The 18,966-nt window shown below is 42.7% G+C and carries 22 protein-coding genes; 17 read left to right on the top strand and 5 right to left on the bottom strand.

Annotated features, from left to right (window positions below; translation table 11 throughout):
- Positions 1-69: 69 nt before the first annotated feature.
- The 5 genes from B9T19_RS05530 to B9T19_RS05510 all read right to left on the bottom strand — a co-directional run bounded on the left by B9T19_RS05530 (position 70) and on the right by B9T19_RS05510 (position 5,258).
- A complete protein-coding gene (locus B9T19_RS05530) occupies positions 70-1,014 on the bottom strand; it encodes an RluA family pseudouridine synthase (RefSeq protein ID WP_094567601.1) in 945 nt (314 codons plus the stop codon).
- A gap of 259 nt (positions 1,015-1,273) precedes the next feature.
- Positions 1,274-2,329 carry a recombinase RecA gene (recA, locus tag B9T19_RS05525; protein ID WP_094567600.1) on the bottom strand — a complete coding sequence of 352 codons (1,056 nt, stop codon included), beginning with the start codon at positions 2,327-2,329 and terminating at the stop codon, positions 1,274-1,276.
- 216 nt (positions 2,330-2,545) lie between these two features.
- Positions 2,546-3,967, bottom strand: coding sequence for a bifunctional D-glycero-beta-D-manno-heptose-7-phosphate kinase/D-glycero-beta-D-manno-heptose 1-phosphate adenylyltransferase HldE (gene hldE, locus B9T19_RS05520; protein WP_233146800.1), 1,422 nt, complete (start codon positions 3,965-3,967; stop codon positions 2,546-2,548).
- 39 nt (positions 3,968-4,006) lie between these two features.
- Positions 4,007-4,807, bottom strand: a complete 801-nt coding sequence (locus B9T19_RS05515; protein WP_094567599.1) for a TatD family hydrolase — start codon at positions 4,805-4,807, stop codon at positions 4,007-4,009.
- Between the two features lie 115 nt (positions 4,808-4,922).
- The gene (locus tag B9T19_RS05510; RefSeq protein WP_094567598.1) at positions 4,923-5,258 is read right to left on the bottom strand and encodes a hypothetical protein; all 336 of its coding nucleotides are present in this window, start codon (positions 5,256-5,258) and stop codon (positions 4,923-4,925) included.
- Between the two features lie 303 nt (positions 5,259-5,561).
- On the opposite strand from B9T19_RS05510, the gene B9T19_RS05505 reads away from it, so the two are divergent.
- From B9T19_RS05505 to atpD, 17 genes are all read left to right on the top strand, one after another.
- On the top strand, positions 5,562-6,284 hold the full coding sequence (locus tag B9T19_RS05505) for a metal ABC transporter ATP-binding protein (RefSeq protein ID WP_094567597.1): 723 nt from the start codon (positions 5,562-5,564) through the stop codon (positions 6,282-6,284).
- Positions 6,285-6,287: 3 nt separating this feature from the next.
- A complete protein-coding gene (locus B9T19_RS05500) occupies positions 6,288-7,166 on the top strand; it encodes a metal ABC transporter permease (protein WP_198959052.1) in 879 nt (292 codons plus the stop codon).
- A gap of 206 nt (positions 7,167-7,372) precedes the next feature.
- Positions 7,373-7,621: a MoaD/ThiS family protein gene (locus B9T19_RS05495; protein WP_094567596.1), complete on the top strand. Its 249-nt coding sequence runs from the start codon at positions 7,373-7,375 to the stop codon at positions 7,619-7,621.
- Positions 7,622-7,623: 2 nt separating this feature from the next.
- Positions 7,624-8,109: a molybdenum cofactor biosynthesis protein MoaE gene (locus B9T19_RS05490; RefSeq protein WP_094567595.1), complete on the top strand. Its 486-nt coding sequence runs from the start codon at positions 7,624-7,626 to the stop codon at positions 8,107-8,109.
- Positions 8,091-8,705 (top strand): molybdenum cofactor guanylyltransferase, encoded by a 615-nt coding sequence (locus tag B9T19_RS05485; protein WP_094567594.1) that lies wholly within the window; start codon positions 8,091-8,093, stop codon positions 8,703-8,705. The genes B9T19_RS05490 and B9T19_RS05485 overlap by 19 nt, the downstream gene beginning before the upstream one ends.
- Positions 8,692-9,894 (top strand): gephyrin-like molybdotransferase Glp, encoded by a 1,203-nt coding sequence (gene glp, locus B9T19_RS05480; RefSeq protein WP_094567593.1) that lies wholly within the window; start codon positions 8,692-8,694, stop codon positions 9,892-9,894. Before B9T19_RS05485 ends, glp begins: the two co-directional genes overlap by 14 nt.
- A gap of 8 nt (positions 9,895-9,902) precedes the next feature.
- Positions 9,903-10,547, top strand: a complete 645-nt coding sequence (gene rsmG, locus B9T19_RS05475; RefSeq protein ID WP_094567592.1) for a 16S rRNA (guanine(527)-N(7))-methyltransferase RsmG — start codon at positions 9,903-9,905, stop codon at positions 10,545-10,547.
- A gap of 61 nt (positions 10,548-10,608) precedes the next feature.
- A complete protein-coding gene (locus tag B9T19_RS05470; protein WP_094567591.1) occupies positions 10,609-11,385 on the top strand; it encodes a ParA family protein in 777 nt (258 codons plus the stop codon).
- 35 nt (positions 11,386-11,420) lie between these two features.
- Positions 11,421-12,266: a ParB/RepB/Spo0J family partition protein gene (locus B9T19_RS05465; protein ID WP_094567707.1), complete on the top strand. Its 846-nt coding sequence runs from the start codon at positions 11,421-11,423 to the stop codon at positions 12,264-12,266.
- Positions 12,267-12,368: 102 nt separating this feature from the next.
- Complete coding sequence (locus B9T19_RS05460; protein ID WP_094567590.1) at positions 12,369-12,722, top strand: ATP synthase subunit I; 354 nt, start codon at positions 12,369-12,371, stop codon at positions 12,720-12,722.
- Between the two features lie 8 nt (positions 12,723-12,730).
- Positions 12,731-13,552, top strand: a complete 822-nt coding sequence (gene atpB, locus B9T19_RS05455) for a F0F1 ATP synthase subunit A (RefSeq protein WP_094567589.1) — start codon at positions 12,731-12,733, stop codon at positions 13,550-13,552.
- Between the two features lie 73 nt (positions 13,553-13,625).
- A complete protein-coding gene (gene atpE, locus B9T19_RS05450; protein WP_094567588.1) occupies positions 13,626-13,859 on the top strand; it encodes a F0F1 ATP synthase subunit C in 234 nt (77 codons plus the stop codon).
- Positions 13,860-13,927: 68 nt separating this feature from the next.
- Entirely contained in the window at positions 13,928-14,398 is a 471-nt protein-coding gene (locus tag B9T19_RS05445) for a F0F1 ATP synthase subunit B (protein ID WP_094567587.1), read from the top strand.
- Positions 14,399-14,457: 59 nt separating this feature from the next.
- Complete coding sequence (locus tag B9T19_RS05440) at positions 14,458-15,006, top strand: F0F1 ATP synthase subunit delta (protein WP_094567586.1); 549 nt, start codon at positions 14,458-14,460, stop codon at positions 15,004-15,006.
- Between the two features lie 31 nt (positions 15,007-15,037).
- Positions 15,038-16,588, top strand: a complete 1,551-nt coding sequence (gene atpA / locus B9T19_RS05435; RefSeq protein WP_094567585.1) for a F0F1 ATP synthase subunit alpha — start codon at positions 15,038-15,040, stop codon at positions 16,586-16,588.
- 47 nt (positions 16,589-16,635) lie between these two features.
- Entirely contained in the window at positions 16,636-17,532 is an 897-nt protein-coding gene (atpG, locus tag B9T19_RS05430; RefSeq protein ID WP_094567584.1) for a F0F1 ATP synthase subunit gamma, read from the top strand.
- A 45-nt stretch (positions 17,533-17,577) separates the two neighbouring features.
- Positions 17,578-18,966: a F0F1 ATP synthase subunit beta gene (gene atpD, locus B9T19_RS05425; protein ID WP_094567583.1), complete on the top strand. Its 1,389-nt coding sequence runs from the start codon at positions 17,578-17,580 to the stop codon at positions 18,964-18,966.

The following is an 18,966-nucleotide window of genomic DNA, read 5'->3' as shown; positions in this document are numbered from 1 at the left end:
AAGGTCATAAACAGCGTCATTTTACCTGATCTTTGTCTAAATTTCGCCGTTTATCTTCCCTTTATCGCTTTATAGACCGATATCTCTCTTCTCTATCTTCTTGAAAATTGCTTTAAGATCTTGAGGAATTGGGCTTTCAAATTGGTATCTCTTTCCACTTAGTGTGAACTGGAGATGTTGACAATGGAGGGCTAAGCGGGGAGATTTCTCCTTTAATTTTGAGTCTGAGTTGTAGCGATTATCGCCTAACAGAGGAGTGCCGAGGTGTGCGCTATGGACGCGAATCTGATGCGTTCTACCTGTCTCAAGTCGTGCTTTTAAAAGAGAGATTTTATCTCCTTCATGGAGGAGCTTAAAATGGGTAACTGCCACTTTTCCATCGGGAGAGACAATGACGTGTCGCTCTCCTTGTTGGCGATTTTCTGTATCTAAGGGAGCTGTTACAGTGAGCGTTTCGGGATGCTGATCAGACCAGCGACCTTCCACTAAAAGATGGTATTCGCGAAGAATATCACTCTCCTGTAAAGCTCTTAAACTTTTGCCATTTTTCGCAATCATTAAAAGACCACTAGTCTCTCTATCTAATCTTTGAACAAGCTCATAATAATCACTTTCTCCATAATTTTTAAGAATCTCAATAATGCCATAAGGGATATGGGAGCCGGCATGTACCGCTAATTTTGTCGGTTTATCGATAATAAGAAGATCTTCGTTTTCAAAGAGAATGCTCTGCGTTACTTGCTGCCAAGCTTCTGGCGGAATAGTGATTTTTATGCTCTTTTCTATCTTCACCGGGGGTAGACGCAATTGATCCCCTGCTTTTAAACGAGTTGTTGGCTTTGCTCGCCCTTTATTAATACGTACCTCTCCCTTGCGAATCATCTGATAGATTCTGCTTTTAGGGAGTTGTTTGAAGTAGGTAAGAAGAAAGTTATCTAAGCGTTGTGTCTCCTGGTGCTCTGTAATGGTGACCATTGTGGCAGGGATAAACTCAAAAGCGTGATTGTCTGACATAGAAGGCCTTTTACATCGTTCAATAATCAAAACTATAAACTGAAAACCATAAAGTTGGTATAAGGTATAGTTAGATACGGTTAGATACGGTTAGATACGGTTAGAAATAATAAAACCAGAAGTAATAAAATGGAATAAAAATGTGGTTGTAGAGCGATAAGATTGACATAATTGTGCTAAAAAATAAAATAGCTTCCATTTAGGAAGCTATTTTCATTGATCAATTCACTGATTAGATGAATGATTAGAGATTTTAAATCTACTCTTCATCGATTGAGAGGAGATCTTCCTCTTTGTCATCGAGTGAGCCGGCAAGGGGTGCGCTAGTATTAAGGAAGTGTTCACGCACTTTTTGCTCTATCTCTTTAGCAGTTGCTTCATTTTCACGAAGATACTGTTTTGAGTTCTCTTTACCCTGCCCAAGACGGGTGTCACCATAGCTATACCAGGCTCCCGCTTTATCGACAATTCCGGCATCAACCCCAAGATCAATCACTTCGCCTAGTGTATCAATGCCGGCGCCATACATGATCTCAAATTTCGCCTCTCTAAAAGGTGGGGAGACCTTATTTTTAACAACACGAACACGCGTATCTGCACCAATGACCTCATCGCCTTTCTTCACAGCACCTGTTCTGCGAATATCGAGACGGACTGAAGAGTAGAATTTAAGCGCATTTCCACCCGTTGTTGTTTCGGGGTTACCAAACATCACGCCGATCTTCATGCGAATTTGGTTGATGAAGATAACAAGTGTATTTGATTTTTGAATATTGGCAGTGAGTTTTCTCAATGCTTGGCTCATTAAACGTGCCTGAAGCCCCATATGAGAATCTCCCATCTCCCCCTCAATCTCTGCTTTAGGGGTGAGGGCTGCAACGGAGTCAACAACAACGATATCGATTGCGCCAGAGCGTACTAATGTATCGGTAATTTCGAGCGCTTGCTCTCCATTGTCTGGTTGAGAGATATAGAGATTCTCAACATCGACTCCCAGTTTTGCGGCATATGTGGGATCGAGTGCATGTTCAGCATCGATAAATGCAGCGGTTCCACCAGCTTTTTGCGCTTCAGCGATAACATGTAGTGTAAGTGTTGTTTTACCAGATGACTCTGGACCATAAATCTCAACGATACGGCCTCGTGGTAAGCCTCCAATGCCTAATGCAATATCTAGACCGATTGAACCGGTAGAGACAGGGATAATATTGGTAGGAGTCTGCTGATCTCCGAGGCGCATAACTGAGCCTTTCCCAAATTGACGGTCAATCTGCCCTAAGGCAGCTTGGAGGGCTTTGCGTTTGTTCTCATCCATTTTATAAAGTCCTTATCTACGGGAGGGCTATAATATTACATTTAAGTATTAATTATGCCACAAAATTATCACAAAAATTACATTTAAGTGTTTTGGGATCGCTTGTTAAATACTAAAAGTTACTGAAAATTATTAAAAAATGTTAAACAGTTGGTATAAATATCAAAATAAATATCAAAACTAACTCAACAATGATTGTGGCGGCGATTGTTGCGCCTATTGTTGAGAGGCGATAATCTTTTCAATGGCACTGCTTGTTGAGTACCCATCGATAAAATCGATCAGCTCGACGCGACCACCATTATTAATGACAGCGTCAGCGCCGGCGATCTCTTCTACACGATAGTCACTCCCCTTTACGAGAACATCAGGGAGTACCTCACGAATCAGCGCCTCAGGAGTATCCTCATCAAAGAGCGTTACCCAGGCGACAGAAGAGAGGGAGGCGAGTACTGTTGCTCGGCTCTTTTCATCCATAATGGGGCGAAGATCTCCTTTTAAGCGCTTAACAGATGCATCGGAATTGAGGGCAACAATAAGATGATGTCCTAGCTTACTCGCTTCTTCAAGATACTTAACATGCCCACGATGAAGAAGATCGAAGCAGCCATTGGTCATCACGATGGTCTCATTATTCATCTTAGCGCGTTTGACTTCATGAAGTAGCGCTTCTTTTGATAGAACGAGGTTGTGTGGACGATCTGATTGACCAAGCTCATAGTCGAGCTCCTCTTGAGTAACATAGGAGGCGCCCATCTTTCCAACCACAATAGATGCGGCAATATTGGCTATTTTACAAGCTTGGGGGAGGGGGGTTCCTTTTGCTAGTTGAGTTGCGATCATTGCAATAACAGTATCGCCGGCACCTGTAACATCAAAGACATCTTGCGCTTTTGCTGAGAATGTTACCGGCTCTTTGTCACGTTCAAAGAGGGTCATCCCCTTTTCGCTACGGGTGATCAATAGCGCTTCAAGATCGAGCTCAATGCGAAGTTTTTCCGCCTTAGCAAAGAGCTCAGCTTCATCACGACACTTGCCAGCAACGATCTCAAATTCGCTAGTATTAGGGGTTAAGAGAGAAGCGCCTCGATATTTGGAGAAGTCGTCTCCTTTGGGATCGATAATCACAAATTTTCCCTGGGCTCGTGCGTGCTGGATAAGCGCTTGAGGATCCGAGAGAAACCCTTTGTTGTAATCAGATAGGACGATGAGATCATTTTCATCAATCGTTGTTTTGAGCGATTGGGTAATTTTGGCGGTAAGTGCCGGTGTAAGATCTGGTGCCTCTTCAAAGTCGCAGCGAACAATATGTTGTTGACGACTGATAATACGAAGCTTCTTAATTGTTGGGAAGCTTGCTTCCGCTACAAATTGAGTTGTGATGTGGTGTTGGTGACAGAGCTCTTGAAGTTCCTTTGCATTACCATCGACACCGACTAATCCTGATAGGGTTACAGGGCACTCCATTTTACTGATATTAAGGGCCACGTTGGCCGCGCCGCCTAAACGGTTTTCAGTATGGTTGATATTGACGACAGGAACGGGAGACTCTGGTGATATTCGATTTGTAGAGCCGATCCAATAGCTGTCAATCATAATGTCGCCAAAAACAGCAATTTTACCAATGGAGTTTTTCATGTTGGCCTCAAGTAACAGGTGGTACAAAAGTATTGATCATTAATGTTGAGAGAAGAGCGTGCGAAAGTTTTGCGTTGTGATTTGTGCGACCTCATCGATGGAGATACCCTTTACCTCTGCGATCGTTTTCGCTACAAAGGGAACAAGTCCAGGATGGTTTGCCTTTCCGCGATAGGGGACGGGGGTGAGATAGGGGGAGTCAGTCTCAATGAGTATGCGATCAAGCGGTGCTTTTGCCACCACTTCCCGTAGCTCTTCTGCATTTCTAAAGGTGATAATGCCACTAAATGAGAGATAGAATCCAAGATCTAAACCTTTTTTAGCCATCTCCCAATCTTCTGTAAAGCAGTGAAAGATACCGCCGGCATCACGAGCCTCTTCATGGGTTAAGATATTGATAGTATCTTGGCGTGCATCGCGCGTATGTATAATAAGTGGTTTTTGAGTCTCTTTCGCAATATCGATTTGAGTAATGAAGGAGGCTTGTTGCTCTAGCTTATGCTCAACGGAGTAGTGGTAATCGAGCCCAGTTTCACCGATGGCAATCACCTTGGGATTTTCCAACATCAGTCTGAAGTTCTCCATGGAGGCGATAATTTTTGCCGGTACAGCACCAGGATGAATCCCTACCGAAAGGAAAATCTCCTCATAAGGGGCAACTAATTGCGCCATAGCATCCCAGCGTTCAAGATCAACGCTAACACAGAGCATCTGGGTGACATGATTCTCTTTAATAGCGGTAATAAGCTTTTGAAAGTCATTATCATAAGCGGAGAGCTCCACCATGTCGAGATGACAGTGTGAATCGATAAAGTGGGTCGTATCTGCGATATTTAACATGATTATCTTCTATTGATTTTATTGATTCTATTAATCTAATGATTAGTTGATGATGGTACTGAAATCGATAAGGGTATTGAGTTTATGTAGCAAGCTCAAGTTTGAGATAGAGAGATTAACGTGTCGTCGCTGCATGCATTCTCAATAGTGCATTGATTCTTGTTTGGAGTAAGTTATGCTCTTTTTCAATCGCAACGCCAATTCCTTGATGATCTGTAATATGGTGAATAGATTTAGCGCTTTTTGGGGTGACAAAAGCTACTCGACCTTCTGTTTTGATAGGTGTCGGATCGCCATCGGGAAGGGTGATCTCTAAGATAATAAGATCATCGAGTTTAAATGGATAGTCGGTATTAAAGAAGAACCCTCCATTTTTTAAAAATGGAAGATAATATTGAGGAACTTGGCTAGCATGCGCAAATTTAGCTTCAATTTTTTTAGGATTACTCATATTTATTACGGATCTCTCTATCTGCGGTAATTTCGACCATATATCTATCTATGTATCGCTATCTATTATCGCATGAAGTAGAAGGAGATTCGAGATTGAGATAGACAAAGAGATTCTTTTTTTGAAAATAGATGAAAATTTGTGGGAGAAGAGGTGGGAAAATCGATTTTGCGGTATGATAGACTCTTGCAGAATAATCGATGGTTGATCCATTTTTTGATGAGAGTGAGCGTAGTAGGCGTAGTAAAATTATGCTTGTGGATCAACCTCACGATTCTGACTTTAAAGAATTTAAGGATATAGATGAGAGCATTAGAGATTTCCAACTTAACGGTGAGTTATAAGGCGCATCCTGTTGTTCATCACTTAACAGCTCAATTTCCGTTAGGGCAGAGTTGCGCTATTGTGGGACCTAATGGTGCAGGAAAGAGTACTTTACTGAAGGCAATTATGGGGCTCGTGCCCTATTCGGAAGGGGTGATTACCCGCAGTGAAACATTGCGAGTCAGTTATCTATCTCAGATCTCCCATATTCGTCGTGATCTCCCTTTAACGCTCTTTGAATTAGTCAGTGCCGGAGCGCTCAACCAGGTTGGGCTCTTTCGACGGCTCTCTTCTGATATTCACCAACGTGTCTTTGCTGCACTTGAGTTTGTTGGGCTTGAGAATTTTGGTGAGCGTAGTATCGATTCTCTCTCCGGCGGGCAGTTTCAGAAAGCGCTCTTTGCGCGGATTGTTGTTGAAGGTGCAGATCTAATTCTTCTAGATGAGCCATTCAATGCGATGGATGCGAGAACTACGCAGGAGCTTTGTTATCTTATACAGCGCTGGGAAGCTGAGGGAAAGACCGTAATTGCCGTTCTTCATGATCTTCATTTGGCGCGACAATACTTTAGTAATACGCTTCTTTTGGCGCGGGAGAAGATCGCTTTTGGTGCTAGCCGAGAGGTTTTAACGGAAGAGAATCTTCTTAAAGCGGAATCGGTCTCTCTCGGATGGGAGAGTGACTCTTGGTGTGAGGCATAACTAATGATCGATCTATTGAATCTCATTTTTATCGACCCCTTTGTTGATCTTCCATTTCTTCGAAGAGCGCTTGCAGCATCATTGATGATCTCCGTCTCATCAGGTCTGGTGGGCGTCTTCCTCCTACTCAATAGAATGAGCTTGGTGGGAGATGCGCTCAGTCACGGTGTTTTGCCGGGGATTGCAATCGCTTTTCTCTTTTTTGGATTTAATATCTATGCTATGAGTATTGGCGGTGTTATAGCGGGAGTCTTGATAGCAATTATTGCCTCTATTATCTCTAGCTATACTAATTTAAAAGAGGATGCGAGCTTCGCTGCGCTCTACCTGTTATCGTTAGCAATCGGTGTTGTTCTCATTATGGAGATTGGCTCACAAGCTGATTTGATGCACATTCTTTTTGGTTCTGTCTTAGCGGTAGATGCATCATCGCTCTATCTTGTATGGGGCGTGCTTTTGACGACGTTACTTCTACTCTCTATTATCTATCGGGCGCTTCTGCTCTATATTATTGACCCTCTCTATCTGAAGTTAAAGAGTGCCGGTGGACTCTTCTACTATGCGCTTTTTCTCTTTTTGGTTGTCCTCAATCTTGTCGCTTCATTTCAGGTCTTAGGAACATTGATGACGGTTGGCATGATGATGATTCCTGCTATCTCTGCGCGTTTATGGAGTAATCGTATGGAGGTGGTGCTTCTGATAGCTATCTCGCTAGGGGCTATCGGTGCATATTTAGGGTTAGTTGCTTCAGTTCACTATGATATTGCTTCGGGGCCGATGATTATTATTGTTCTAGCCTTCTTCTACCTGATCTCCTTGCTGTTTGGAATTGAGGGGGGTATTTTAAGGCGTAAAGGGGGGCGACGTCATCGGAAGGCTTAGGATCGTTTGCTCAATTAGGGGTGATTTTGAAAGGGATTGATTTGAAAGCTTATTGAGAATTTTTGATAGATTAATAGCTCCTTTATAAGGATCATTTATAAGCTATTAATAGCTGTTAATGATTATTAATAAATCACAAATCATATTGCAAATCAAATTACAAGTCACATTACAAATTACTAGATAATTAGAATAAGGGATAGGTCATGATTACAGTAACTTACTTTGGGAATTTAAAAGATCTTTTACAGCTGACTGAAGAGCAGATCACTTGGACCGGCGGCGATACTGAAGCACTATTGACGCAGTTGCGCGAACGTGGGGATCTTTGGGCAAAAGCGTTAGCGCCGGAGAATATCTTTCGAGTGGTTGTCAATGAGGAGATGACTTTTGCGCCTACAGAGATCAGTTCGGGTGATCGTATTGCGCTTTTACCCCCGGTAACAGGAGGTTAATAATGACTATTTCAGTCACTGTTCAACGTGAAGCCTTTGATTTAGAGAGAGAGAGTGCTGCCTTGATCGCAGCATCAGGAGATGCCGGCGCATTGGTGCTTTTTCAGGGTATGGTGCGAGAGTTTGATCAAGCGACTCCCTTAGCGAAGATGGAACTAGAGCATTTTCCGGAAGTAACAGAGAGAGAGATTATCCGTATTATTGAGATCGCTCAGAGTCACTGGAATATAGCCGGATGCCGTGTTGTTCATCGAGTGGGGGAGCTTCTCTCTGATGATCCGATTGTTCTTCTAATAGTTACGGCAAAACATCGCCTCGATGCATTTTTAGCGGCAGAATTCATTATGGATTATCTAAAAACAGAAGCACCATTTTGGAAGAAAGAGTATCTTGTCGATGGTCGATCTTATTGGGTTGAGGCAAAAAAGAGTGATCAAGAGATCTTATCCCGTTGGCAGGAGTTAGCGAAGTGGCGCAAAAAATCGTAGGCTTAATTCTTGCGGGGGGTGAAGGCCGGCGAATGGGCTACCAAAATAAAGGGCTCCTTTCATTACAAGGGCGTCGGTTAGTAGAACATGTTATTGATCGAATCGCTCCACAAGTTGATCAGCTCTATCTCTCTGCCAATCGAGATCTAGATCGCTATCGAACATTGGGGTTGCCGATTATCTCTGATGATCCAAAGTGGCGAGGATTAGGACCTTTGGCAGGTATCGCCTCCCTACTTCCCTATTTAGAGGAGAATCAACGGGTACAGATTGTCAGTTGTGATGGCCCCTTTATCCCGATCGATTTAGTCTGTCGCTTGAGAGGTGGTTTATCAAAGTTGCAGGAAGATAATTTAGAGATTAAGGCGGCCTATCCCGCAACAAGAGAACGGGAGCACTATCTCTATCTGCAAGCTTTAGGAGAAGATTTACAAGTTGTAGAATCGCTGCTTGAGGCAGGGGATTTAAGAATTCGAGCGTTGCTGAAGCAGTTATCAGCTGCGCCTATCTATTTTGATGATGAGTCTGCGTTTGTTAATTGTAATCAACCGCAGGATCTAGAAGCGTTAGAGAGGAAGAATCATGAAGAATTATGATGTGGCATTAAGAGAGTTGTTAGCAGGTATGACATTAGAGCGAACAGCGCATCGTGTAACCCTTGCTCAAGCATATGGTTGTAAACTCGCGCAAGATGTTGTGGCAAATTATGATACGCCTCAATTTGATAATAGTGCGATGGATGGCTACGCACTTTGTGATTTTTCTGGTGGTCGTAATGAGTTTAAGATTGTTGAGCGCATTATGGCGGGTGATGATGTTAACTTTTCGCTTCAGGAAGGAGAGGCTGCAAGGATCTTTACGGGAGCAAAGACTCCAGGGAATACGACTACTGTTGTAATGCAAGAGATTACAAAGGTAGAAGGTGATCAACTCTACCTCACCGAAGATTGTCCAAAAGGGCAAAATATTCGCTATTGTGGGGAGGAGATTAAGAAGGGCGATATCCTTTTTCATGCAGGACATGTTCTCGATCCTGCGGCAATTGCACTGCTGGCATCACAGGGTGTTTGGGAGGTTGAGGTCTATCATGATCTTCGTGTTACGATCTTCTCAACGGGTAATGAGCTTAAAGAGCCATGGGAAGAGATCTCCGGCAGTGAGATTTATGATGCTAATCGCTATCAACTTCTCGCCTGGGTTTCATCGCTTGCTAAAGCTAAAGATGGTGGAATCTTAAAGGATCAATATGATGCGGTACTCACGGCACTATCAGGTGCAGCTAAAGAGAATGATCTGATTATCTTAAGTGGTGGCGCTTCTGTTGGGGAGGCAGATTTTGTTGCTAAAGCGATAACAGAACTTGGTGAATTGCACATGTGGAAGTTAGCGATCAAACCTGGCAAGCCTTTTGGTTGGGGGCGAATTGGTCAATGTCATATTATTATGTTGCCGGGGAATCCTGTGTCAGCATATGCCACCTTCTACCTGCTCGCGTATCCTGCTATTAAGGCATTGATGGGGCTCTCTCCACAATTGCCTCAACTTATGGCGACGATCAATTTTGGGAGTGACCGTATCCAGCCTCGCAGAGAGTTCCTTCGCGGAAATTATTACCAAGATGAGCGGGGCGAATATTTCGTTGATAATGTGGGGCTACAAGGCTCCGCCATGTTAAGTGGTCTGAGTTATGCAAATTGTTTAATTGAGATGAAGGAGAATCAGGCAACGGCAAAAGGTAGTCGTGTTAGAATCTATCCTTTGCCTAAAGAGGTCGCGAAAGCATAAAGGTTGAGATGAATAATATTGATAATATTGTCAAAAATGAGGTGAGAATTGCGCTCGACCAACTCCCATTTCCAATCGATGATGACGCTTGTGGGAAGTTAACACAATATTTGCAAGGTATGTTGTTGTGGAATAGAGCTTATAATTTAACTGCGATCACCGATCCTGAGGAGATGATTATTAAGCATCTTCTCGACTCATTAGTCTTGGTGCCGGAATTGCGTCAGCGTTTTCACTCTGCATCTTTGATCGATGTTGGAACAGGTGCTGGATTGCCAGGAATCCCCCTCTCTATTGTGATGCCCGATTTTCAATTTACGCTACTAGACAGTGCAACGAAGCGGACACGCTTTATTCAGCAGATGAAGATTGAGATCGGCCTTCCTAATGTGACTGTTATTACCTCTCGAGTTCAGGATTATCAACCGGAAACGAAGTTTGATGGTGTGCTTTCGCGTGCATTTGCAAGTGGCAATGATATGGTGAAGTGGTCTCAGCATCTTCTTAAAGAGGAGGGTATGATGGTCGCTATGAAAGGAAAAGTGATCTATTCTGAATGGGAAGATGTTGTGGATTTTCCCACTCAGGAGGTTGTGGAGTTGAAGGTGCCGGGCTTAAATGAGGAGCGGCATCTGATACTTTTATCGAAATAGTTCTATCGAAATAGTTATTTGATATAATTTGACGATTAATTTGGAAAGGTAGGAATCTCCGTTGGCAACAATTATTGCAGTAGCGAATCAGAAAGGGGGGGTTGGTAAAACAACCACCGCAGTTAATCTTGCCTCAAGTTTAACAGAGAGCAAAATGAGGCCTAATGTGCTCTTAATCGATCTCGATCCTCAAGGGAATGCCACTACAGGTATTGGGGTCAATAAGAATGAATTAGAACATAGTGTTGTTGATCTTCTTTTAGGTGAAGCATCCATTGCCGATGTTATCTTAGATCTTGATAAAGCAGGTTTGCGTCTAATTGGTGCGAATGCTGATTTGACAGGAGCTGAGGTGATGTTGGCACAAGCTCAAAATGGCATCTATAAATTGAAAGAGATCTTAGCGCCGATCGGAAGTAATTTCGACTATATCGTCTTAGATTGTGCGCCCTCTCTCAATATGTTAACGCTCAATGCGCTCACTGCCGCAACAGATATCGTCATTCCGGTTCAGTGTGAATATTATGCCCTAGAAGGAATCTCAGCATTGATGGATACGATCTCCACGGTGAAAGAGGCGACGAACCCAGATCTCAATATTATGGGTGTATTAAGAACGATGTTTGATGGACGTAATACCCTTTCGGTTCAGGTTTCTGAAAACTTAGCGGCCCACTTTGGGGATAAGATGTTTGAAGCGATCGTTCCAAGAAATGTTCGCTTAGCGGAAGCGCCAGGATATGGTGTGCCGATTACCGTTTATGATGCGAAGTCTAAAGGGGCGATGGCTTATACGGAGCTTGCGCGTGAAGTGATTTCAAGAAGTAAGAAGAGGTAGCTGTGAAGAAACGAGGATTAGGTCGTGGCTTAGAGATGCTCTTAAGTCAAACGGGTGCAGAGATTGCAACGGATAGTGTAAAAGTGGAGCAGGAGGGGATCAGAGAGTTACCGATAGAGCGTTTAACGCCGGGTAAGTATCAGCCTCGACGTCACTTTGATCAGGAAGCATTAGAGACTTTAGCTGCCTCTATTAAAGCGCAAGGAATTATTCAGCCGATTGTTGTCCGTGAAGTGGAAGGGCAAAAAGAGGTGGAGATTCTTGCTGGGGAGAGAAGATGGCGGGCATCGCAATTAGCAGGATTGAAGAGTGTTCCGGTAATCTTCAAGCCGATGAGCGATCAGGAAGCATTAGCCGTTGCGCTTATTGAAAATATTCAAAGAGAGAATCTCAATCCTGTTGAAACAGCGATGGCGCTAAAGCGTCTTATCGATGAGTTTTCTTTAACGCATCAAGAGGCAGGGGAGGTGATTGGAAAGTCTCGCTCCTCGATAACCAACTCTTTGCGTCTATTAGAGTTAGAAGCTTCTGTCCAAGCGTTATTAGCTGAGCAGAAGTTAGATATGGGCCATGCGCGAGCTCTCTTAGCACTGCCTAAGAGTGAGCAGGGTAGGGTCGCATTGCAAGTGATTAAAGAGCAGTTGACCGTTCGGGCAACAGAGCAGTTAGTTAAGAAGCTTTTAGCCCCCGAATCGGAAGAAGCTGCGCCGACAAAGCGTTCTGAGAAAGATCGTGATGTCCTCAATTTAGAGCGATCTTTGAGTGAATTTTTAGGAGCACAAACAGAGATCAAACAGAAAAATCGGGGAAAAGGGGAAGTTGTTATTCGTTACAACTCACTAGAAGAGCTAGATGGGATTTTAGGGAAAATTAAACAGTAGCTGTAATTGCCACGCTTGGCTGCTACAAAATCGCTACGAATAATTTGACCTAGTCCCTCTTGCCGACTATAATCTTGGCATGAATTTAAAGGCGATGATCTGATGATTCCTAAAATTGTGATTGCACAACTCGCTGTTTTAATCCTAACAGCTACACTAGCTTGGGTTTTATATGATGGTGTGACGGCGATATCCTTGTTTGCAGCGGGTATTTCAATGTTAATACCCAATCTTTTTATGGCGGCGAATATGTTTATGGTGCGATTCCATAAGGTTTTCTTCTGGATTGGCGTCTTTTTCAATAAAATTATCATCTTAATGCTCTTTTTAGTGAGCATTCTGCTGATCAAGGATCCGAATCTATTCGCGTTCCTAATTGGGATTATAGTCGTATCACAAGTTCCCCTTGGATATGTGTTAATATCTTCTATTAGAAGAGACAAAGTAATTGTATAGAGAGAACTATGGCTAGTGAATTAACAAATGCATCGTATATTGGACACCATCTCGTTAACCTTAACCAAAGAGGGACGCCGCAAGAAGCTCATGAGTTTGTTAACTTCGGTCTCATTAACCTCGATACCGTTTTTTGGTCAATCTTGTGTGGTATTATTGTTGTTCTATTTCTTTGGGCTGCGTCGCGCAAGGCGACATCTGGGGTACCAGGACGCTTCCAAGCTTTTGTTGAAATCTTAGTAGAGTTCGCAGAGAAACAATCGAGAACATTAGTCAACGGTCCTCAAGGCTTTATAGCTCCGTTAGGTTTAACTGTGTTCCTCTGGATTGTTGTGATGAACTCACTTGACTTCTTACCCATCGATCTTGCTCCTAAGATGATTGATGTGTTAGGTCTTTCAGACTCTCTCCCTTACCACAAAATTCTTCCAACTGCTGATGTTAGTGCTACCTTAGGTATGTCTGTAGCAGTGCTTGCAGTTGTGATCTTCTACTCTATTAAAGCGAAAGGCATGGGCTTTGTAAAAGAGCTCTTCTGTGCTCCTTTCGGTATCTGGTTAGCGCCTGCTAACTTCGTGTTAAACCTCGTTGAGTTCATCTCTAAAGCTTTCTCATTAGGTATGCGACTTTTCGGTAACATGTTCGCAGGTGAGCTGATCTTCATGTTGATCGCTTTATTAGGGGCGACAGGAACATTATGGGGTATCGGTCTTCATGTATTTGCGGGAGCGGCATGGGCAATCTTCCATATCTTGATCGTTATTTTACAAGGATATATTTTCATGACATTGACACTTGTTTATCTTGGTCAAGCGCATGAATCTCATTAAAGAATCAATCGAAAGATTGTGTTTCATAATTATTTGTTAACGTTAGTATTATCTTATTTTAAGGAGTTATATTATGGGTTTAGTAGCAATCGCTTGTGGTATCATCGTAGGTCTTGGTGCAATCGGTGCAGCATTAGGTATCTCAATGTTAGGTTCTAAATATATCGAAGCATCAGCAAGACAACCAGAAATCATGGATTCACTTTTACCAAAAGTATTTATCCTTGTTGGTCTTATTGATGCGGCGTTCTTAATCGGTGTTGGTATTGCTGTATTCTTCGGTATGACTGTATTCGCAGGTGCGTAATTCCACTACACTTAAAGCTAAGTGGTAAAGACATTTGTTGTACAGGCATATAAAGGATAGGTAGTAAAATGAATATTAACGCAACCTTGATTGCCCAATTTATCGTCTTTTTCATTTTGGTTTTGGTGGTTATGAAGTTTATCTGGCCACCTTTAATCAAAGCGATTGAAGAGAGACGTGCAAAAATTGCTGAAGGTTTAGCAGCTGCAGAAGAGAGTGTTGCAGCACAAGCTACGGCTGAAGCTGAAGTAGATGGTCTTCTTAAGCAAGCTCATCTCGAAGCGGCAACCCTAGTGAGTAAAGCACAAGCTCAAGCGGATAGCTTAATTGCACAGTCTAAAGAAGAGAGCAAGGTAGTTGGGCAAAGAGAGATTGATGCGGCACACGCTAAAATCGAAGCAGAGTTGAGTCAAGTGAAAGAGAGCTTGAGACAACAGGTAGTTGCTTTGAGTATTATGGGTGCAAGCAAAATCATAGAAAAAGAAGTTGATGAGACGACTCATGCTAAGATGTTAGAAGAGTTGGCAAAACAACTGTAATCGCCTGCTCTTCACTATTGAAGAGCATTTTGATAACTAATAAACGATGTAAGAGTAATATGTCAGAATTAGCAACAGTAGCAAGACCTTACGCTGAAGCCGTATTTATGATTGCGAAGGAAAATCCGCAAAGTGCAGATAACTGGTTGGATTTCCTCAGCTCATTAAAGCTATTAATGGGAACAGAGGCGACTCGTGAAGTGATGGGCTTACCAGAATTAGGTTTCGAAAAGAAAAAAGCATTCTTAGGTGAGTTATCAGCTAAGATTTTAGAGCGAGAGCTTACTAAAGAAGAGAATGATTTCTTACTAACCATTAGTGAAAATAAGCGTTTTGGGATTTTGCCTTCTGTTTATGACGAGTACAGAGCGCGTTTATTAGCGGAAAGAAACATTCTTGAGGCTGAAGTGCAGAGCGCATATCCCTTAACGGATGGGCAGAAAGAGATGTTTGTTAAAGCTCTTCAAAAGCGTTTTAATAAAGAGATCGAATTAACAGAAACCATTTCGCCTTCCTTGTTAGGTGGTGCTATTTTAAAAATAGATGATTTAGTCATTGATGGTTCGATTTTAGGTCGTTTAGACGGCATGATCCGATCAATGAATTAAGTTTAATGAATATAAGAGGAAGATTTAAAAGATGCAATTAAATCCATCTGAGATCAGTGATCTCATTAAATCCAAGATTGAAGAATTTGAGCTCAAGCCCGAAGAGAGTACTGAAGGTACAGTAGTAAGTTTAACTGATGGGATTGCTCGCGTTCACGGAATCAATTCTGTGATGCAAGGTGAAATGGTTGAATTACCACATGGCGTTCGTGGTCTTGCACTGAACCTTGAGAGAGATTCAGTGGGTGTTGTACTCTTAGGTGATTATGAAAAGATCACTGAAGGGGACAAAGTTAAATGTACAGGCCGTATCCTTGAAGCTCCTATTGGTCCAGAACTTCTTGGTCGTGTTGTTGATGCACTGGGAAATCCTATCGACGGAAAGGGTGAGCTTGGCACTAAATTGACTGCACCTATTGAGCAGATCGCGCCTGGCGTTATCGATCGTCAATCTGTTGATCAGCCAATGCAAACAGGTTACATCGCAATTGACTCAATGGTTCCAATCGGTCGTGGTCAGCGTGAATTGATTATCGGTGACCGTCAAACAGGTAAAACAGCTATTGCAATCGATACTATTATCAACCAAAAAAATAGTGGCGTGAAATGTATCTATGTTGCAATCGGTCAGAAAAACTCTACGATCGCAAATATTGTAGCTAAATTAGAAGAGCATGGCGCAATGGATCATACGATCGTTGTTGCAGCGAGTGCCTCTGAGTCAGCGGCGCTTCAATACCTCTCAGCGTACACCGGTTGTACAATGGGTGAATATTTCCGTGATCGTGGTGAAGATGCATTAATCATCTATGATGACTTATCAAAACAAGCGGTTGCATATCGTCAAATCTCCCTTCTTCTTCGTCGTCCACCAGGTCGTGAAGCTTATCCTGGGGATGTTTTCTATCTTCACTCACGTCTTCTTGAGCGTGCGGCACGCGTTAACGCTGATTATGTTGAGAAGTTCACAAATGGTGAAGTAAAAGGTAAAACAGGTTCATTAACTGCATTACCAATCATTGAGACACAAGGTGGGGACGTATCTGCGTTCGTACCAACTAACGTTATCTCAATCACAGATGGTCAGATCTTCCTTGAAACAGACCTCTTTAACTCTGGTGTTCGTCCAGCAATGAATGCGGGTATCTCGGTATCTCGTGTTGGTGGTGCGGCACAAACGAAGTTAATCAGTAAGCTTGGTGGTGGTGTACGTCTTGCACTTGCTCAATATCGTGAGCTCGCAGCGTTCTCCCAGTTTGCTTCAGATCTTGATGAAGTAACACGTAGACAGTTAGCACGTGGTGTTCGTGTTATGGAATTGATGAAGCAGGCGCAATATCGTCCTTACACAATTGCTGAGATGGCTCTTATCCTCTATGCGATTGAGTACAAATATGTTGATGATTTGCCAGTTGAAGAAGTTCGTCCATTTGCACAAGGTCTTATTGCATCAGCGAATGCAACAGACCAAGAGCTCTTAAAAGACATCAACAGCAAAGGTGCTTATAACCAAGATGTGTTAGATGCACTTGATAAAGTTGTTAGTCAGTATAAGAAAGGTGGAAGCTGGAAAGTAGCTTAATAAGCTGCTTTTCAGTTCATAACACATAGCAATTAGGTAGGAATTTCATGGCTGTTGGAAAAGAAATACGTAGTAAGATTAAAAGTATTAGTAATACTCAGAAGATTACTAGTGCGATGGAGATGGTTGCAGCGAGTAAGATGCGGGCTACGCAACTTCGACGCAATCGATCTCTACCTTATGCGCAACAGGTTATTAAGCTCGCTGCGCATTTGGCTGAGGCAACACCTGAAGAATTCAAACATGAATACTTAATTCCACGAGAAGTGAAACGCGTGGGAATGATTGTTGTCAGCTCCGACCGTGGATTAGCAGGTGGGTTAAATAACAACCTATTTAAGCTAGTTGTCACGAAGATGAAAGAGTGGCAGGAAGCGGGTATTGAGATTGAAGTTGCCACGATCGGTAATAAAGCAAATGCTTTCTTTAGTCGATTTGGGCATGATCTTGTTGCGACTGTGAATAATTTAGGTGATGCACCTGCGTCGAAAGATCTGATTGGTATTACAACTGCAATGCTAGATCTTTTCCAAGAAGGAAAAATTGATGAACTCCATGTTTTTGCTAACGAGTTTGTGAATACAATGACGCAAAAGCCAATTGGTATTCAGGTTCTCCCTGTCGTTCCCGGAACGCTTCAGAGACAGATAGGCATTGAGAGTTTAGCGGAAGATTCAAATCTTGCGTGGGATTATGTCTATGACTCTGAGCCTGTAGAGCTAATGAATACTGTATTAGATCGTTATATTGAAAGTGTGATCTTTCAAGCAGTCGTTGAAAACGTTGCCTGTGAAATGGCAGCTCGTATGATTGCGATGAAGGCCGCAAGCGATAACGCAAGCGATTTAATAGATGAGTTGCAATTGGTTTATAACAAAGCTCGTCAAGCAGCAATTACTCAGGAAATTACTGAGATTGTTAGTGGTGCAGCAGCAATCAATTAATACGACGTTAACAAAAATTTGGGTTAATAGAGGTTTAGATAGAGTATGTCAGGAAAAATTGTACAGGTAATTGGTGCAGTTGTTGACGTGGAATTCCCACGCGATGCTGTTCCAAGTATATATAGTGCACTTAATGTTGTAGGGTCAAAAGATGATCTCGTACTTGAAGTACAGCAACAATTAGGTGATGGCGTTGTAAGAACGATCGCAATGGGTAGTTCAGATGGGCTTAAGCGTGGTGTTGAAGTTGTAGATACTAAGCAGCCAATCTCAGTACCAGTGGGTGAAGGTACGCTAGGTCGTATCATGGATGTTTTAGGACGTCCAGTAGACTATGCAGGTCCTGTTGAAGCTAAAGAGCATTGGGCAATTCATAGAAAAGCACCAAGCTACGAAGATCAAGCAGGTTCTACAGAAGTTCTCGAAACAGGTATTAAGGTTATCGACTTACTCTGTCCTTTCGCAAAAGGTGGTAAAGTTGGTCTCTTCGGTGGTGCGGGTGTTGGTAAAACCGTAAACATGATGGAGTTGATCAATAACATCGCTAAAGCACACGAAGGTCTTTCGGTGTTTGCGGGAGTTGGTGAGCGTACTCGTGAAGGTAACGACTTCTACTACGAGATGAAAGACTCTAACGTATTAGATAAAGTTGCGATGGTTTATGGTCAGATGAATGAGCCACCTGGAAACCGTCTGCGTGTTGCACTCTCAGGCTTAACAATGGCTGAGTACTTCCGTGATGAAGGTCGTGATGTTCTTCTCTTTATCGATAATATCTATCGTTATACACTTGCGGGTACAGAGGTTTCTGCACTTTTAGGTCGTATGCCATCTGCAGTAGGTTATCAGCCGACACTTGCAGAAGAGATGGGTGTTCTCCAAGAGCGTATCACTTCTACGAAAAAAGGTTCGATCACATCAGTACAAGCAGTATATGTTCCTGCGGATGACTTAACTGACCCATCACCAGCAACAACGTTTGCTCACTTAGATGCGACAATCGTTCTTTCACGTGATATCGCTTCATTAGGTATCTATCCTGCTGTTGATCCACTTGATTCAACATCACGTCAGCTTGATCCATTAGTCATTGGTCAAGAGCATTATGATGTTGCTCGTGGCGTACAGATGATCCTTCAGCGTTATCAAGAACTTAAAGATATTATTGCAATTCTTGGTATGGATGAGCTTTCAGAAGAAGATAAATTGACTGTTGCTCGTGCTCGTAAGATTCAACGTTTCTTATCACAGCCATTCCATGTAGCAGAAGTATTTACTGGTGCACCGGGTAAATATGTATCACTTCAAGACACTATTGCAAGCTTCAAGGCGATTCTTGCAGGTGAAGGTGACCATATTCCTGAGCAGATGTTCTACATGACCGGTAACTTTAACGAAGTTCTTGATCGTTACGCGAAAGAGAAGAATAAGTAA

Source organism: Ignatzschineria sp. F8392 (assembly GCF_002252045.1).
In the GTDB taxonomy this organism is placed as follows: domain Bacteria; phylum Pseudomonadota; class Gammaproteobacteria; order Cardiobacteriales; family Wohlfahrtiimonadaceae; genus Ignatzschineria.
Note: the sequence above shows the minus strand (reverse complement) of the source record. Positions and strands in the feature narration are given on the sequence as shown.

Bases quoted from the DNA above. Each gene is read 5' to 3' on its own strand.
- B9T19_RS05530 (WP_094567601.1), bottom strand. From the start codon at position 1,014: ATGTCAGACAATCACGCTTTTGAGTTTATCCCTGCCACAATGGTCACC.
- recA (WP_094567600.1), bottom strand. From the start codon at position 2,329: ATGGATGAGAACAAACGCAAAGCCCTCCAAGCTGCCTTAGGGCAGATT.
- hldE (WP_233146800.1), bottom strand. From the start codon at position 3,967: ATGAAAAACTCCATTGGTAAAATTGCTGTTTTTGGCGACATTATGATT.
- B9T19_RS05515 (WP_094567599.1), bottom strand. From the start codon at position 4,807: ATGTTAAATATCGCAGATACGACCCACTTTATCGATTCACACTGTCAT.
- B9T19_RS05510 (WP_094567598.1), bottom strand. From the start codon at position 5,258: ATGAGTAATCCTAAAAAAATTGAAGCTAAATTTGCGCATGCTAGCCAA.
- B9T19_RS05505 (WP_094567597.1), top strand. From the start codon at position 5,562: ATGAGAGCATTAGAGATTTCCAACTTAACGGTGAGTTATAAGGCGCAT.
- B9T19_RS05500 (WP_198959052.1), top strand. From the start codon at position 6,288: ATGATCGATCTATTGAATCTCATTTTTATCGACCCCTTTGTTGATCTT.
- B9T19_RS05495 (WP_094567596.1), top strand. From the start codon at position 7,373: ATGATTACAGTAACTTACTTTGGGAATTTAAAAGATCTTTTACAGCTG.
- B9T19_RS05490 (WP_094567595.1), top strand. From the start codon at position 7,624: ATGACTATTTCAGTCACTGTTCAACGTGAAGCCTTTGATTTAGAGAGA.
- glp (WP_094567593.1), top strand. From the start codon at position 8,692: ATGAAGAATTATGATGTGGCATTAAGAGAGTTGTTAGCAGGTATGACA.
- rsmG (WP_094567592.1), top strand. From the start codon at position 9,903: ATGAATAATATTGATAATATTGTCAAAAATGAGGTGAGAATTGCGCTC.
- B9T19_RS05465 (WP_094567707.1), top strand. From the start codon at position 11,421: ATGCTCTTAAGTCAAACGGGTGCAGAGATTGCAACGGATAGTGTAAAA.
- B9T19_RS05460 (WP_094567590.1), top strand. From the start codon at position 12,369: ATGATTCCTAAAATTGTGATTGCACAACTCGCTGTTTTAATCCTAACA.
- atpB (WP_094567589.1), top strand. From the start codon at position 12,731: ATGGCTAGTGAATTAACAAATGCATCGTATATTGGACACCATCTCGTT.
- atpE (WP_094567588.1), top strand. From the start codon at position 13,626: ATGGGTTTAGTAGCAATCGCTTGTGGTATCATCGTAGGTCTTGGTGCA.
- B9T19_RS05445 (WP_094567587.1), top strand. From the start codon at position 13,928: ATGAATATTAACGCAACCTTGATTGCCCAATTTATCGTCTTTTTCATT.
- B9T19_RS05440 (WP_094567586.1), top strand. From the start codon at position 14,458: ATGTCAGAATTAGCAACAGTAGCAAGACCTTACGCTGAAGCCGTATTT.
- atpA (WP_094567585.1), top strand. From the start codon at position 15,038: ATGCAATTAAATCCATCTGAGATCAGTGATCTCATTAAATCCAAGATT.
- atpG (WP_094567584.1), top strand. From the start codon at position 16,636: ATGGCTGTTGGAAAAGAAATACGTAGTAAGATTAAAAGTATTAGTAAT.
- atpD (WP_094567583.1), top strand. From the start codon at position 17,578: ATGTCAGGAAAAATTGTACAGGTAATTGGTGCAGTTGTTGACGTGGAA.